Here is a 16279-nt window from a genome sequence, read left to right on the forward strand (position 1 = left end):
AACCCTGATGTCCTTATATTCCGGCTATATCCGCCAACCTCATTACTATGAAACTGATCAGATGGCAATCATTCACCATGCAAATTACATCCGTTGGTTCGAAGAAGCACGAGTAGATATGCTCGCCTTTTTACAATTGCCATACCATAAAATCGAAGAAGCGGGTTTGATTGTTCCCGTTCTTGAAGTCAATGCACAATACAAGGAAATGATCCGTTATGAGGATCAAGTACGCATCGATGTGCTCGTCGATCATTACACCGGTACTCGACTTGATTTTCGTTATGAGATTTATAGAACTGACAACAATCAGTTAGTCACAACTGGCGCTTCCAAACATTGTTTTTTGAGTAAAGAGACCTATCGCCTAGTCCATTTGAAGCGCAGCTTTCCTGAGATCCATCAAGTATTTTCAGATTATGCGACATTATCGGCTGCCTCGAAAAATTAATCTCGAGACAGATTAATTGCATTTAGAGCACTTTTTTGTATAATCAAAGGTAATTTTTATGGGAGGATGATGACAATGTATGTTGTTAAAGTCTTGCATGGTTACATTGGCAAAGATGGTCGTCGCACTCGTGAAAAAATACCGGACAAGTTGTGGATTTTTGAAGATCGGAAGCAGTCGGAAGCCTTTGCAGCAAAAATAGGCGGACGAGTCAAACCTCTCACAGAAGTAAAGCCAAATCAATAAAAAGCAAGACAGCGAAAGAACGCTTACTGGCGTAAGTTTCATTATTCGCTGCCTTGCTTTTTTTATTGCTTATCGCTTTTGCTAGTCATCTTGTTCAGTTTCTAAAATTTCTCCTGTTTGCGCATTGATTTTAACATTTGTTTTTTTGTTGCCGTCTTCAACTTTGACTTCCCAATAAGTCACATTCATTTCTTTATCAAGATCCCAATCTGTTGCTTGTCCACCGCCAGCTTCTTTCACAGCACTATCGGAAATCTCTTCCAATGAAAGCAAGTTGGTCAGATCCAATTGATCGGCTTCTTTTTTGACGCCGTTTTGTTCGTCCGCATCTAGTTTTTCGGTTCTTTCTTCAGAAGTTTCTTTTGTTTCTGCATCGATCTTTAGTTCAAATTCATTCGTGTCGTCTACGCCTTCAACTTGATAGAAGTACTTACCAAAAGAAGTATCCAAGTCAAGCGATGTGATTGCTGCATCTGGATATTTGTTTTGGAACACTTGGATGGCTTCTTCTACTGTCACTGTAGGCAAACCGCCATTTGCGATGGCTGCACTGCTTGAAGATCTGTCCACAGCTTGCGAAGAAGTTGTTTCACTTGATGATGCGACTGCTGAGCTTGAACTGCTGTTTTGTGCAGGTTCAGAATTTCCAGTGTTATTTTGTGTACATCCTGCCAATAATCCTAGGGCAGCGATTCCGAACAAAATTGTTGTTTTTTTCATGTTTCATTCCTCCAATTAATTGTCTATTCCTTTTTTCTATATATTTAGAATAACAAGTCCTTCAGAAAAAAGAATCAAAAATGCTTGAAGAAAATCTAAAAAAATCTTCATCTTTCACTTTCACTTGGGAAATCAATTTTAAAGACACTGCCTTGCGGCTGATTATCCGTGACGGTAATTTCAGCATGATACTTGTTGGCCAGCTGCTTTACCAGTGATAATCCGATTCCTGAACCGGAAATTCGACTTGAACGAGAATCTTCCACTCGATAGAAACGCTCAAAAATCAACGCTTTCTTATCATTGGGGATCCCAATACCAAAGTCGGCAACGGTTAGAGACAAGTGCGTTTGATCTTGTGTCAGTCTCACATGAATGGGCTGATCTGCTGGTGAATACTTCGCTGCATTTTCTAAAAGATTTTGGATGATCTGTTGGAAGTCACGCTTGTGCCCTTGCTTCCTACACTGGTTTCCCACAAAATATTCAATCGATTGCGGAACGATCGTTGCTTGTTTTTCACATTCTTCTCGCACGATCTGCGAGACATCAACGAGGCTTATTTCTTGGGTTTGGTTTTTTTCCAAATCCAGCAGTTGATTACTCAATGTTTCCAAACGCTTCGATTCTTTATCGATAAAGGCCAGTGAAGAAGGAATGACTTCTGGGTGTTTGGTTCCACGCCGCTGGATCAATTGGACATGTCCGCGAATCGCGGCTAAAGGTGTCCGCAGCTCATGAGAAGCATCGGCAACAAACCGTTTTTCTCGCGCGATCGTCTCACGCTGTTCTTTCAGTAGTTTATTGAAAGCCAACGCCACAGAACGAATCTCGATTGGTTCTTCAACAATCGTCAATTCGCCTTTTTGGCTTTGTTCGATTTCAGCAATTTCTTGCGCCATCCCTGTTAATTTCCGGCTCCATTTCCCAACGCTCCAATAAATCAATATACTGCCAACGACTACAGCGATCAGGTTCAAGAAACTGCTGATCATAAAGAGACCATAGGCTAATTCCACACTGTCCTCACCATTGATGGCGATCTTCACCTGATCCCTATCGATTTCTTGGGTTTTCGTATAATAGATACCATCATCTGTAAAGACGATGCCCTCCAAAAATGGGATGATCCGTCCTTGATTGATCTCGGCAAAAATCTCTGCTGCATCTTCTGATAAAATGACACTGCCATCAGCTAAGATCACTTGCAAGGCATCTTCTTCATCTGCCGAAACATAGGCATTGACTAGATCATTCCAGTCATCCCCTGAAGCCTCCCCGTTTTCGATAGCCTCAAGAATATTGCTCGCACGATTTTCGATATGTTCAAACAAATACCCTACGGATAACAAGATAAACAATACATTGAAGAGAATCAACAGACCAAATAGAATCAAAGAAAAGCGGCTCGTTAATTGAAACTGGGCAGTTTTTCTGCGTGGGTTGGCGAACTTATTCTTCATGGGCGGTCCTCAACACATAGCCTAATCCCCGAACAGTTGCGATCATTTTCCCTTTACCGCAGACATCCAGCTTGTTGCGAAGGGTGCGAATATAAACATCTACCACATTTGTTTGACCATCGTATTCATACCCCCAAATCTCATTCAATAGCTCATCTCTGGTTTTGACTACTTCTGGTTCTTTCATCAACTCATATAAGATTCCAAACTCTTTAGGAGTCAATTCAATGGTCTCTCCGGCAACCTGGACCAAGTGTTTGGCGATGTCCATCATCAGCTCGCCTGCCACCAACTGATTTTGTTGGTTCTTTTGCTGTTGGGCTTCCCGCTGCAACCGTCGCTCAATCACGCGAATCCGGGCAAACAGTTCTTCGATTTCAAAGGGCTTCGTTAAATAATCATCTAGGCCAACGTCAAGACCAGTCACGACATCGGCAGTTTGATTTCTGGCTGTCATCATCAAAATCGGAATATCGCTTTCTTTGCGAATTCGCCGCGCCACCGTGATGCCATCATAGATTGGCAGCATCCAATCCAACAAAATCAGATCAAACAGATCAGTTTGCTGATTGAACAAGGTCAATGCCTCTTGGCCATCTTTGGCCCATACCGTGTCGTACCCCTCAAAAGTCAACTCAGTCTGGATAAAACTGGCTAAACTTTCTTCGTCTTCCACTATCAAGATTCTCAAGGCCATCTGCTCTCCTCCTATTTTTGCTTCTATCATAACGGATTTTGTAAAAACTTCCTAACGGATTGAAAGAAAAAAATCATGAAGATTTTTTCATGTTCAGACAAAAACGGAGTGAACCAATGCTCACTCCGCTTTTCTTTTATCCCCCATTTGTCGCTAACTGATAGGTATCAACTAACTTTCCCTGTTCGAGTTGGATCACGTAAGGGCAGGTTTCATCCAAAAACTCTTTATCATGACTGATCACGGCTAACAGATCGACTTCTTTGGCAACTTCCTGCAGCAGATTTCCGACCTCTTCCATTTGTTTCAGGTCTAATCCGCTAGTCGGTTCATCGAAAAACAACAAGCGTTTACCTGAAAGCAATGCACTGCCGATCGCGACTCGCTGCTTTTCGCCACCGGACAAAGATTGTGGATGTCTTCGCAGTAAATGCTCTAGTTCCAACAAAGTCACGACTTGTTCAAAACGTTCCGGTCTGGCAGCTTTTGCCAACAATTCTTTTTCGACAGATTCAAAAAAAAGCTGCAGGTTCACATCTTGCATAACCAGAAAACTTTCTCGCAATAACTGTTTTTGATTGATTGGTTGACCATGCAGCCAAAATTGAGCTGCTGAACATTTTTTTAAGCCAGCGAACACTTGAAACAATGTCGATTTGCCAGCACCGTTCGGGCCAATCAAACCCACGACTTGTCGCGTAGGCACAACAAGTTTCGCAATATCAAGAGCTGGTTGCTGTTGACGTCGATAAGTGACTTGGAGATTCGTCGCAATCAGATCAGCTGAGAAACTCGCTCCCTCTGTTTCGTTGATTGCCAACTCGAACTGCGGTTCGTTGATCCGCCTTAATCCGAGATTGTGAATCTGTTGCGGGGTATGAGAAAGCAATGCTTCACTGGTATACTCTGTGACCAAGCGCCCTTCTGCTAGTAATAAGTAACGATCCGCAATCCCCGTCAAGTAGGACAATCGGTGCTCTGCAATGACGATCGTCTTCCCTTGCTCTTTCAAAAGGCGGATCGCTGCGGCAATTTTTTGTAGTGCTTCTTCATCAAGATTACTGGAAGGTTCATCGAACAAAAAGAGATCATGAGAAAGCATCGTTGCACAAGCGATTGCTACTCGCTGCTTTTCGCCACCAGACAGTTCGAAAACACTTGCATCCAACAATTCTGACAAAGAAAATTGTTCTGCCACTTCTTTGATCCGTTTTCGTATTTCTACTGGCTCTACCCCTGCATTTTCCATTGTAAACGCCAGTTCAGAATAAACATCTGTTGTAAAAAATTGTGTTTTGGGATTTTGAAAAACGACACCGATTTTTCTGGCGTAGGCGGGAAAGTCTTCCGTCGGCAAAGAATCCCCTGCCACTTGAACAACCCCCGTCATTTCTGCTGGATATAGTTCAGGAATCAAACCATTGAGAACATTCAACAAGGTTGACTTACCGCTACCGCTTTGGCCGCATAACACGACGACTTCACCAGCAAAAATCTGACAAGAGATGTCTTTCAATACCTGCTGGGTGCCCCGTTTAAGAGATAGTTTTTCGATGGTGATCATTCCTTCACATCCTTACAAACGAAAAAATAAGTAGTAACACAGTACCAAACACTACATAATCAGCAAGTTTCAACCGCAGTGTATAAACCGATGTATGAGGATTTTTAGCCGACAGGCCTCTTACTAACGCGGTCGCTGACAATTCTGTGGCAGTATTTTCTGCAGACATCAATAAAGGAATCAAAAAATACTCCACCGTCTGTAGAGGATGTCTTACATAGGACCAGCCGTTCAAAGCAATTCCCCGAAAGCGCATCGCTTGGCGAATACTTTTGACATCTTGCAACAATGTTGGAAAAAATCGAAACAGTACGGCCAGCGGTACCAGCAAAAACGAGGGAATGCGGATTTTTTGCAAAGCAGCTAACCATTCACTGATTTTCGTCCCACTCATCGCAAATACGGCTGCCATGATCGTCGGTAACAATCGGCGATACCCTACGGAAAAGAAATCCAGCAGTGTGGTTACTATTGAATTGTTTTGCCCTGCAAAAAAAACTTCTACCAAAGACAATAATAGAAACAGCCCGAAAAACAACAATCCCTTTCGCCAGAAACCGCTAAGTAGAAACAAGATAAACAAAAAGCTGATCACAATCAACTCTTTTGTCCACGTCAATGAAATCATCAATGTGACACTTGCAAAGAATGTCACAAATAATTTGCATCTGGGGTCAAGTGAGAGCCTAGTCACATCGATCACCCGTTTGTTTGATGCAACGTTGGTTGGAAATGTTTTTGATATAGTCGAGCACCGAGGCCTATCCCGACAATCGAAGCAACCAGTACAGCGAGCCCGCAAATCACCAGCATCGCTGTGGAAGTATGAGCAAAGACCCCTGCAATATAGCTTTGGTCTTTTCCACGAGCAACTAGCGAATCAATATACGCATTTTTCATGAACCACAATGGCAAGATGGGACCCATTAAACCAAAGCTAAATACGGTATAACTAATAGTTGTCTTGAGACTTCCTTTCCACTTGCTTTTATACTGAATCGTATCTGCCAGTACTGCACATAAAATATTCGGCATAAAGGCTAGCGGAAAGTGACCTGAAATCAAAAAAAAGAGACCTACCACACTGCCCATGATGGTGATCGCGCCAAACTTTGGTACTTTATTCAACATCAATAGATAAATGACCCCAGAAAAAAGTGCTGTAACGGCTGGAATGAATAAATTATGAAACCCTGGAATAACAAACCGTAAAATCAGCAGACAAAAACTCATCAATAAAAAATAAATAGCTGTATATATCCCGACAGCAATCAGGTCTTGAACTTTTAAATTTTTCATTTCTTATGCTCCTTCTTTCAAGCACCGGTTCTTGGTGCGATTACAAGCATCTAGTATAGCACATTCCCGCGCGAAACAATGGAAATGATGCTTATCTAGTCTAAGGTTAAAAATAAAAAAGAAAGATCCACTTTTGTTGATAGCGCGAGCCACTCAGTAAGCCTGTAACCGATATTTTAGACTCTGTCCACGATTCCGGCTCGGATGACTTGATCGTTCTATCTTTGCTGCAGTTTCTCAAAAATGAATCTTTCCTTGTACTATAATTTGATCACCTTGTTTTCTGCTAGCTAACGCTATTCTACGAATTTTTGTAGTGCAGCAATAAGCTAGTTCTCTTCTAATAAACGATAATACTTTTCATCTCTGATCTTATCGATAAATGTGATCACGCGAATCCAATCCGGCAAGTACTGTTTTTCTCCCCACTGAAAAAGATACGGGATCTCTTTTACAAAATACTTGGACAGATCAATAGCGTAATCAGAAATGATCACATCCGGATTTTCTCTGATGCCTACGATATTGATTGGTCGTGGACTCATCCGTACCAACTTTTGTTTTTGGATTTCTTCTTCTATCCCACGGCTTTTTGACTCAACAGCCACTCTGACAGGTGCATCGTAATCGGAGAGAATGTAATACAGAATCTGAGAAGCATAGTATTTGAAGGAATTAGAATTTAACGTTTCGTACCAGACTTTATTTTCTGACTCTAAGTCGCAAGAAATTTTTTCCAATACCGTAAACCAATAATGATACTGTCTTTCGATTTCTGACAACGTAATGTAATCTCCAAACGAATCGATTTTATTTCCCAAACCAAACGTTAATAAGAAAGAAAAAATATAAGTAGCATTGATAAAAAGCAGCTTACGTTCATTCTGGCCAAAGGAAAAGTGGATTTGTTGTTCGATCAATGAAATCCAATCTTCAATCAATTTCCGATAATCATTCATATACATCGGTGATTGTAGGCGTAGCCGCTGCAATGATTCTTGCGAATAGCTTTGGCCAACTGTGAACATGTAATAGAGGTAGATCAGTTCTTCATCTGGCAAGTCTTTTGGAAAGATCAAATTCATTTCAAAAAAAGGAAGTAAAATCTCATTGTCAAAGGTCCCCTTGTCCATAAAGGGATTATAAAATTTTCTGACACTTTCCGGTATTTCTTGTATCTCATAGCCTTGCTTGATTCTAGTCACACAAACAGCTAAAAGATTAATAAAACGTTCTTTCGCTGCATGTCTCAGAAATGGGAAATAGTTGGTTAACTTTTGATAGACTTCAGTGACGCTTTTTTCAACAATCGGGGGGCGGTTGCTTTCGATCTCATCATACACATGCCAGTAAAAACTATGGAAGAAATAGCGAATTCGATATTCTTCACCCACAAGATATTCACTCTTTTTTAGATTAAGTTCCAACTTATACTGATCTAGAATCGGGGCAAAAGTACCAATCTGACGTTGCACGGTACGACCACTGACATACTGACTCTGACTAAAGGCTTCTAGTGACTTGAATTTTTGATAAAAAATCGCATCCCAAATAGTATAAAGTAACGTAGCTTTGGTTAAGTTGACCCGAATTTTATTTAGCAGAAACCTTTCCGAAAAAACTACTTGGATTTCTTTGTTGTCCCGCTTGATCATAAATTCCGGATATTCCCTTTGAATATCTTCCACCTGTTCCAAAACATTATTCAAGACAGGGTAAGAAATATTCAATTCATCAACCAACTCTTTATATGTGTAAGTGTCCTGATACGAACGATAATAGAATACGAAAAAATTTTGCACTAACCGATCCTGTCCTCTAAAAAAAGAATCTAGCACAATAAAGCCTCCTTATTATTGATAAGTTAAACAATATATCATCTTGTTTTATGCAATACAATTTATATGCTTTGCTTTTTAAAATAAAAAAACAGCAAAAACTTTTCTTGTTGGGGGACAAAAGTTTTGTACTGCTTTTTTGAAGTTCACTAAAACCGCTCATACACCATAATATAAAGGCTGAAAAAAATTCTAAGTCTGCTGATTTCTCACAAGACAAACGAATTTTTTGACCTGTTGTTAAGTTGAATGACGACTTCCTACCTGTTTCGATGCTTCCATCCAAACAGAGCTTACTATATTGTGATCTTTTCTTAATCGGCCGAATAATCGTTACGGTCACTTCACGTGTTCAAGCGATGCTTCTCAAGCAGCTGACTTCCTTTGCACTTCTTATCAATCAATAGAGAAATGCAATGAATGAGGCGTCTCATCTAAAAGTGTCATCCCACATTTTTCTTTGAAATAGCTTCGACAATCCTCTTTAGCTGTAATGACGACTTCTTCTTCCGTAAAGACAGTCTTTCCTTTCTTGGCTGTCACTTCGCTCAATTCTAGCAAAATCCATATTTGAGATTCCAGGCTATTGATGGTCGCCCAGCGCTGAAAAAAATTTTCTTTGTTGATACCGTCAATTTCTTCTTCTAGTTCTCTGCAGATTTCCAAGATACGTTCTTTGACGATCGGCAAACTAGTGGAAAATATTGGCTCATTGACTTTATTGACGAAATACGCAAGGTAATCCTCCATCGTATTAATCTTAAATGTTTGACTCAGCATTTCATTTCCTCCATTAATTTGAGGGGAGACGTTCCCCATTCGCCTGTTCCCGAAACAAAGTCATGGCTGACTCTATTCCTCGTCCCCTGTTATATTTTGTTGCTCTTGCTGTATGTTATCGTTTCCGGTGATTGATCGTGTCTTGTTTCCTAAAACTTTATACAAAAGACCGTCTTTGCTTCGACTTTCCTCTGTTTTTCTTCTGTTTTTCCTATAGTGGATCTTCTGATCGATCCTGATAAGATTTAGCCTCAAAGCCCTTCTAACGTCCGATTTCTTGCTGTAGCTGTCTTACTTTGTTTTGCAGCTCCATGTACAATGAGGTAACAGTATCCTTCGATTCCTCTACTTCAATTGAGATCTTGTGTGCTTTATTGCTGATACTTTCTAATTCAAGATTAGCTGTCCTGATCAAATGATCAGCTTCCATTTGTGCTTCTTCTAGAATGCGGCTTGCTTGTTTTTTGGCCGTCAGCAACACTTCCCCGATTTCTTGTTGTGCGTACTGCACATCTTTTTTCAATTGCTCATTTTGCTCCGTGAGCTCTGTAATCTTTTCTAGTGGTTGTTTCAACAATGTATCATTCTTTTTCACTTGCTGTTCGTAGGCATTCTCTACTTCTTGCAGTTTAAGGATAATTGCTTCTTTTTCTTCTCGTAGTGTTTGTTTCTCTTTCTCTGATCGTTGGACCGCTAGCATCAACTCGGTGACTTGCCTTTCTAGTTTTTGGTTCGTGCTAAGCAATGAATCAACTTGGCCCAAATTATCCTTTGTACTTATATCTGTAGCTTCCACGCTTTCTTTCAAGCCCTCCTCTTTTACTTCTTTCATTTCCTCCGTTCTTTTTTCTCCTTCTAGCGTCTGTTTGTCAACTTCTTCCATCATTTCTTTTACAGGTTCCGCACTTTGCGATTCGTTGGGTTTCTCAGGATTCTTGTTAGCTTCTAAAACAAAAGAATCTTTTTCCTTAGCTTTGACCGATTCATCTCCATAGATCATCTCATCTGGTACACTATTGATTTCATCAATTAGCTTCTTTTTGAAAAACCATCCATCTTTATTTTTAGCCATAATTCTCCTTATCCTTTCTCTTTACTCGTTTCTAAGAGAGAAAAATCCTCTTGGTCTTTTTCTCTCAAAAAGGTCCCTTCATAAATCGTCTCCTGCTTCTGATTGACTGTCATAACGATTTCAATGGTTATTTGTGTCAGTTTAGGAATATCCTTCGCCTCTGCTATAAATACTTCTACGTTTTCTTTGATTTTTTCTTTGTTTTCTTCATTTTCTGTATCGCCTAATAATGAAAGTGTCAACGTTTGTGAGGGAACATCCACAGAAATCATTGCTTGTACTAAGCCGAAGTACGGAGCTAATTTTTGTGTCAACTCTGTTTCAATCTTCGGTTGTGCTTCTTTTTGTTTTTCTTTGTCCACTAACTTTGTCCAGTCTGTTTCTTTCAGTCCGATCCCCTCATCAGGATAAGAACGAACCGTTACTTTTGAGAGTAATTCATTTTGCTGACTCTTGAGTTTTTGTACTTCTTTTTCGACTTGAGCTGCTTGGTGCTGAGCAAGGTCTAACTGATTGCCCGTTTGAAATACGGAAACCATCATCAAGCACAACGCAAGTCCCAGCAATCCGCTAATAATCAAAAGAAAGAAGGTATTTTTTCGCGTCTCTTCCTGTTTCAAGATGCTTAGTTTCCGACGAAAATCAGCGGGATATTGTTCAAGATTCTTCACTTGTTCAAGACGATAATGCGCAATCAATCGAATCATCAAAATGACAAAACTGATGACAACTAGCGCAACTGCCAGAACATTCAGCACAAACATAGGACGACCTCCTTTTATACTTTGTGGAAGGATCCCTTTTAGAACTCCTTCTACTTGCGTTTTTTTTATCAATCCAAAATTTCTGCTATCATTCGACACGTCCATATGATCCCCTAATGTAAAATAATAGCCTGCTGGAATTTCATTTTTCTCTTTTAATTGCTCTGCCACTTGATCACTTAATTTCACCTGCACGGTTGAATCAAATTTGGACTTCGTCTCCAAACTAAGAATCAATATGTTTCCCCGGATGGTCATTTTATCACCCGGGACACCTATGATGCGCTTGATAAACATGCCCTCTTCCTCGGTGGCTGAGAAAGCAATGGTGGCATACCGTTGGAATTTCTGATTTCTTTCGATCAATACGTATTGCCCATCTTGAATCGTCGGCTCCATCGAGCTGCCAGAGACCGGATGGATCGTATAGCGGGTATGTAAGACGAAAAAGAGGCTAAAAACAACTCCGAATGCAAGTATGAAACCTATCGTTCTTTTTCGTCTAGACGCTTGATCGACTGAAGGATGATTATTTTGGCTCCACATAAGTCACTAGCTCCGAACGAGCCAAGCTATTCGTGATGACTCGATAGGAGATGATTGTTCCGCCAAGTACGTTTCCTTCAGAAATCAATATTCCATCGCTGGTCACTGCTTCTACAAATGCCACATGACCATACACTGGACTGGAACCTGCTGTTCCAGGACTAAAAGAAATCAACCACCCCGCCTGAGGTTCTTGGCTTGTTCGATAGCCTAATCGTCTGGCGGTATCTCCCCATTCTCCGCCATTTCCCATGAAATCATCCACGTGTTTCCCTAGTTGTGCAACACGGTTGTAGGCATACCACGTACATTGCCCAATTGGATAAGAACCGGATGAATTATAGTTTTTGCCATCATAATCTGGGAAAGTCATTGCTTTTTGATACTGTTTAGGGATATCTTCTTTTCCTTGTAACACTGCACTCGTTGAACCAGGTCTTTCTTTTGATTCTGGAACATCATATTGCGTTAAATGATAAGCAGCAATCAATGAGCTGATCTTCCGATTATAGGTCGTGTCTGTGGCATAGGTGCCAGTCAAGGAATCAGCAGCTCGCAAATAGTTTTTGGCTTGTGAGCGCCACACAGATTGATAATAGGTCTTATTGCCTTGAATCCCGCCTCTGATTAGCGAGATGTAGTCGCCAAGGGATTCTGTATAACTCGGGTATTTGCGAAAAGCCGCTTGAATCGTGTAAAGCTCACCATTTCCACGGTCCTCTTGCGTGGCAAAGCTGACGGATGCCCCTTGATAACTCCCCTTCACACCAAACAAATTATAATTTGGTGCGGTAGACAGCAGACTTGTACCCGAGCCGCTTTCTAAAATTGCTTGAGCGATCATGACCGAGGCAAAAACGTCATACTCTAACCCTAGCTTTTGAGCAGATTGAGCGATCGATTGGATAAAGGTTTGTGTTTGCGTATTTTGAGAAAAGTCCATTGAAGCAGGATAAGAGGCTTCAACTTTTTGTCCATACTCTGTCAACTTACAGTCCTTTAATCGTTGGACTTTCACTGTTTTTGCGAATGTGTCATCTTCTTGGAAACGTTCGATGGTGCTAACCTTATGTTTAGCTAGTTCAGGCTTTTCTTCGATTTGCTTGGCTGTCGGCTCAGCTACTTTTAAGTAGTAATCTGCGCCTAGATACAGCCCAAGTAATTGATCGTTCTTGTAAAGCAGGTCCCCTGCTTGCTTTTCATCAATTTGCACCAGCTGTTTTTGAATTTTCTTCAATGGTTTACCAAATAGATTGTCCACTAATGTATTGATCAAGTCCTCTGTTGTTTGTAAGGCTGTTTGTGACTCTTCTTTTCTTTCGACATCAAGTTTGTATTGTCCAATCGATTTGATCCCTTCATAGACCAAAATTCCTTTGGTTTTATCTTCAAAGCTGTTCAATAAGGGCAACTCGAACCCTTTCAAATCAGATTCTGCCACTTCACTTACCTTAAAAGATTGATCCAAAGATGCCCCGTTGACACTTGATAAAATCTCAGAAACCTGTGATTCCAGCAATCGATTATTGGTTATTACTGGTTGATTCACAGAGGAAGCAATCTTCGTTGAGTCGGTTGATGGGACTGGTTTGGTCGAATTTTTTGTTTCATTCGTATTAGTAACCGGCTGCGGCTTAGAATCCGTTGGCTCTTCTTTGCTTGTACTTGTTGACTGTTTCTCCTGACTAGAATTAGAAGTTGAGGTCGTTGATTGAGTTGTTGATTCTGTCCCCACTGGTTTTGAAGTACTTGGCTTTGAAGAACTTGACTCTGAAGTATCCATTGCTGTATCCGCCGTGCTTTCACTACTGACACTACTTGATTCTGTTGATTGACTATCAGAAATCGTTTCAGAATCAGAAGTATCTGGTTGTGTCATCTCCGAACTAGAAGCAGTTGTATTTGTTGATTCTACAGTATTTTCCATTGTATTCTCTATCTCTTCACTAGGAACTGTACTTGGTGCTGTAACGGGCTCTTCTATATTTTCTGTCGCAGAGGGCACTGTCTCATCACTGGTCGGAACAGTGCTTGGTACTGTTGATTCGATCGCTGATTGATCTTCCGCATGTAATGGTTGGCCTAAGGCATTCTGAGTAAGCAGTAGTCCCAGCACAACTACGCAAACACCTAGCATACTTTTTTTCATGATCACACCTTCTTCTTTCTATTCACTGTATCGATTTTCTGACATTCAATCAGTTGCCAAAGTTTCGCGTTTGCTCATTGGAAGCAAGAATCAGCGAAGCAAACTAAAGAATAAGATTGGCAGCATAAAGAATAAAAACATGGGTAAAATTGTCTGTAATGGTTCTCTAACGAAGCGTGCCGCAACAACCATCGCAAAGCTTTGAACTTGAGAGACTGGATTCTTCTCTACGATCGTTCCATCTGATTTTGCGGTCGTCTGTCTTAATCCTAATGAGACCATCTCTTGTTGATCCATTCCTTGAATCGGTTCGACCGCTTGCAGTTCCCCTTGTACGACTCGGCGGTATTGGGTACCGATATTGCCCTCGCATCGTAACAAAGTAATCTTTGGAGCAGCACCCGGTTTATTTTTGGCAATATACGAGACTTCGGTTTCCTCCACTACTTTATTTAAAGAAACTGTGTAGACGTACACATCTTTAAAATCAGTAGTATAGATTTTATCGCCATTCTTCAAAAACTTGATTCGATGGAGCAAGACATCTTGCTCGTAAATATTGTGAGCAAGCAACACATAGTTGTCTTTCCCTAGTTTCTGTTCTTGCCGAAAGGTCGCTGCTCCGGTCAATAAATTTTGATTCTCCAATCCTGCTAGAATCGGTAAATCGATCGATTGATCAGGTATTACCAATTTGCCGATCCCCCAATTATTGGTAGAAAGTTGGAGGGAACTTTTTGCTAAAGCATAATCAGCAACATTTACACTAGCAATTTGACGTTCTTCATAATTTGCCCGCTGGATTTTGTTCAAATTATAATCACTTAACGTTTGTTCACTACCAATGTCTGTTGCTGAGACTTGTGTATCTTGCTGCATCTGCATGTAGCCATAAAACGCAATTCCTAAAATCGTCAGCATCGTGACGAAAATAAGGGCAAAGTACGCTTTAGTCACAAACAACAAACGTTTCAAATTCTTTCGTCCTCGTTGCGAACGTTGCGGATCTTCCGAACGAAAATATCTTAACCAATAGCGGTAATTCAACATCAAAATCAAGAATAAGATCAAATTGATGCCTATCGTTCCTAAAACGATGTTTTGATAACTCCACAAGTTCCGTTTCGTTACTGCTTTCTCTACTGCATAAGAATAGGGAACTCTTTTTCCCGTCACCAGCAGGCGATAGGTATTGATTCCTGGAGGTGTACAGGTCAGCAGGGTTACTTCATCTTTTCCGGCATTGATCTTTACTTTATCTACTTCACTAGGCAAAATCTCTTCAAAAGAAGTGATTTGATACGCCAAACGTTCTCCTAAAATATTGATAAAGAACAAATCACCTTCCACAAGATTCCGAATATCTGTAAAAAGAACCTGATTCTTGACTCCACTATGTCCTGTAATAACTGAACGTGTATTCTCGCCACCGATAGGAATCGAAGTTGGTTCGAAATGCCCTAGTCCTTTATCCAATGTTTGATAGGAAGTTCCATGGTAGAATGGCATCTTCTTGATATCGATTGCTGGAATGTCAATCGTTCCCATCACACCGGAGCGATTCTTTAAAACACTTTTGTAAACGATTGGTTCTGGATTCTTCCCTTGCTGCTTTTCATAAATGTATTGGTTGTATTTCTGAGCCAATTGGTATTGCTCTTTTTTTTCTTTTTCACTTGTTTCTTCCATTGTCTGATCGTAAGCCAACTCTGCTTGGCTACGTTCGCGATTCGATAAATAATTGCCTACGATTGGATAAAGGAGCACAAGGAAACCAGCTGTGATCATCGTTATGGCAAAAAGCATTAAGAAAGAGTATTTTCTTCGTGATTGACGTTTCCTCATGTGATCCTCCTTTATTTTTTTGCGACCGATTCTTCTCTCTTCGGTCAAAACGTATGTACGGGAATAAAATAATTGCTATGATTTTAAAACAAATGTGACAGCCATTTGCCTGTTCGTCCTTTTCTATAAAATGGGGGCAGTTTTTTTAGGACTACCCCACACAACAATCCACTAAAACTTATGATGCTTGGTTTTCAGAACTTTGATGCCGATCCCACCCATCACAAGGATGAAAACTAGGATAAAATACAGAGGCTGTGCATTGCCGATACTGCCGCTAGTTTGAGGCAAGCGCTGATTGTCTCCGCCGTCGGGACTAGGTGGTGTCGTTCCTGGAGAGTCGACCACACTAGACTTTGGATATAAGAAGACTTCATTTAGCGCTGCTCCCTCCCGCTGCGGCAAAGGCAATTCCACGATGACCGGCTCCATCACTGACTGCAACAAATTATTGTCTTTTTCCACCACTTGATAGGTTCCGCTGGCTAAACCAGCAACACGGGCTAATCCGTTTTGATCGGTAGTGACAGTGATCGAAAATGCATCCACTCCAACGATAGGCTCAAACGTTGATTGACCTTGTACCGGAGTCACCCGGGTAATTTCATAGGAAATTCCGGCTAAAGGTGCGAGTGCATTTCCATTTCCATCTGTCACTTTATCTAGTTTTGTCCCATCCATAGGTAGATCTGTGGACAGAAGGGCTGAATCACTCAGCTTATATTTCTGTATCGAAATCGCATAAGACTCATTACTAGCTTCATCAGCCTGTACATGAAGCGGAGCTAACCCTAGTCCTATCAGAAATAGGAATGAGAGAAAGAAAACGATATTTTTTTTCATTT

15 protein-coding genes are annotated in these 16279 nt (G+C 40.8%); 2 read left to right on the forward strand and 13 right to left on the reverse strand.

Features of this window, described 5'->3' with window-relative positions; all coding sequences use genetic code 11:
• Positions 1-7: 7 nt before the first annotated feature.
• Positions 8-451: an acyl-CoA thioesterase gene (locus tag HED61_RS00705; protein WP_003128673.1), complete on the forward strand. Its 444-nt coding sequence runs from the start codon at positions 8-10 to the stop codon at positions 449-451.
• 75 nt (positions 452-526) lie between these two features.
• Positions 527-697: a hypothetical protein gene (locus tag HED61_RS00710; protein ID WP_005472698.1), complete on the forward strand. Its 171-nt coding sequence runs from the start codon at positions 527-529 to the stop codon at positions 695-697.
• A gap of 81 nt (positions 698-778) precedes the next feature.
• Here the strand turns inward: HED61_RS00710 and HED61_RS00715 are convergent, their stop codons facing one another.
• The 13 genes from HED61_RS00715 to HED61_RS00775 form a co-directional block, all read right to left on the reverse strand.
• Positions 779-1417, reverse strand: a complete 639-nt coding sequence (locus HED61_RS00715) for a PepSY domain-containing protein (RefSeq protein WP_156233623.1) — start codon at positions 1415-1417, stop codon at positions 779-781.
• A 107-nt stretch (positions 1418-1524) separates the two neighbouring features.
• Positions 1525-2880 carry a sensor histidine kinase gene (locus tag HED61_RS00720; RefSeq protein ID WP_156233624.1) on the reverse strand — a complete coding sequence of 452 codons (1356 nt, stop codon included), beginning with the start codon at positions 2878-2880 and terminating at the stop codon, positions 1525-1527.
• Positions 2870-3577 carry a response regulator transcription factor gene (locus HED61_RS00725; protein WP_103300364.1) on the reverse strand — a complete coding sequence of 236 codons (708 nt, stop codon included), beginning with the start codon at positions 3575-3577 and terminating at the stop codon, positions 2870-2872. The genes HED61_RS00720 and HED61_RS00725 overlap by 11 nt, the downstream gene beginning before the upstream one ends.
• Positions 3578-3713: 136 nt before the next feature.
• A complete protein-coding gene (locus HED61_RS00730; protein WP_219645448.1) occupies positions 3714-5141 on the reverse strand; it encodes an ABC transporter ATP-binding protein in 1428 nt (475 codons plus the stop codon).
• A gap of 4 nt (positions 5142-5145) precedes the next feature.
• Complete coding sequence (locus HED61_RS00735) at positions 5146-5844, reverse strand: energy-coupling factor transporter transmembrane component T (protein WP_234981407.1); 699 nt, start codon at positions 5842-5844, stop codon at positions 5146-5148.
• Positions 5841-6440: an MptD family putative ECF transporter S component gene (locus HED61_RS00740; protein WP_060813040.1), complete on the reverse strand. Its 600-nt coding sequence runs from the start codon at positions 6438-6440 to the stop codon at positions 5841-5843. The genes HED61_RS00735 and HED61_RS00740 overlap by 4 nt, the downstream gene beginning before the upstream one ends.
• Positions 6441-6769: 329 nt before the next feature.
• Positions 6770-8278, reverse strand: a complete 1509-nt coding sequence (locus tag HED61_RS00745) for a helix-turn-helix domain-containing protein (RefSeq protein WP_103300362.1) — start codon at positions 8276-8278, stop codon at positions 6770-6772.
• A 396-nt stretch (positions 8279-8674) separates the two neighbouring features.
• Positions 8675-9058, reverse strand: coding sequence for a DUF7006 family protein (locus HED61_RS00750; RefSeq protein WP_167757180.1), 384 nt, complete (start codon positions 9056-9058; stop codon positions 8675-8677).
• Between the two features lie 262 nt (positions 9059-9320).
• Positions 9321-10130, reverse strand: coding sequence for a hypothetical protein (locus HED61_RS00755; RefSeq protein WP_219645450.1), 810 nt, complete (start codon positions 10128-10130; stop codon positions 9321-9323).
• A gap of 8 nt (positions 10131-10138) precedes the next feature.
• Complete coding sequence (lepB, locus tag HED61_RS00760; protein ID WP_171917843.1) at positions 10139-11440, reverse strand: signal peptidase I; 1302 nt, start codon at positions 11438-11440, stop codon at positions 10139-10141.
• Positions 11424-13589: a glucosaminidase domain-containing protein gene (locus tag HED61_RS00765; RefSeq protein WP_219645451.1), complete on the reverse strand. Its 2166-nt coding sequence runs from the start codon at positions 13587-13589 to the stop codon at positions 11424-11426. Before HED61_RS00765 ends, lepB begins: the two co-directional genes overlap by 17 nt.
• Before the next feature lie 90 nt (positions 13590-13679).
• The gene (locus tag HED61_RS00770; RefSeq protein WP_219645452.1) at positions 13680-15434 is read right to left on the reverse strand and encodes a sortase family protein; all 1755 of its coding nucleotides are present in this window, start codon (positions 15432-15434) and stop codon (positions 13680-13682) included.
• Between the two features lie 171 nt (positions 15435-15605).
• Positions 15606-16277, reverse strand: coding sequence for a pilin N-terminal domain-containing protein (locus HED61_RS00775; RefSeq protein ID WP_219645453.1), 672 nt, complete (start codon positions 16275-16277; stop codon positions 15606-15608).
• Positions 16278-16279: the final 2 nt, after the last annotated feature.

Origin of the sequence: Enterococcus gallinarum (assembly GCF_021496385.1) — a bacterium.
Classification (GTDB): Bacteria; Bacillota; Bacilli; order Lactobacillales; family Enterococcaceae; genus Enterococcus_D; species Enterococcus_D gallinarum.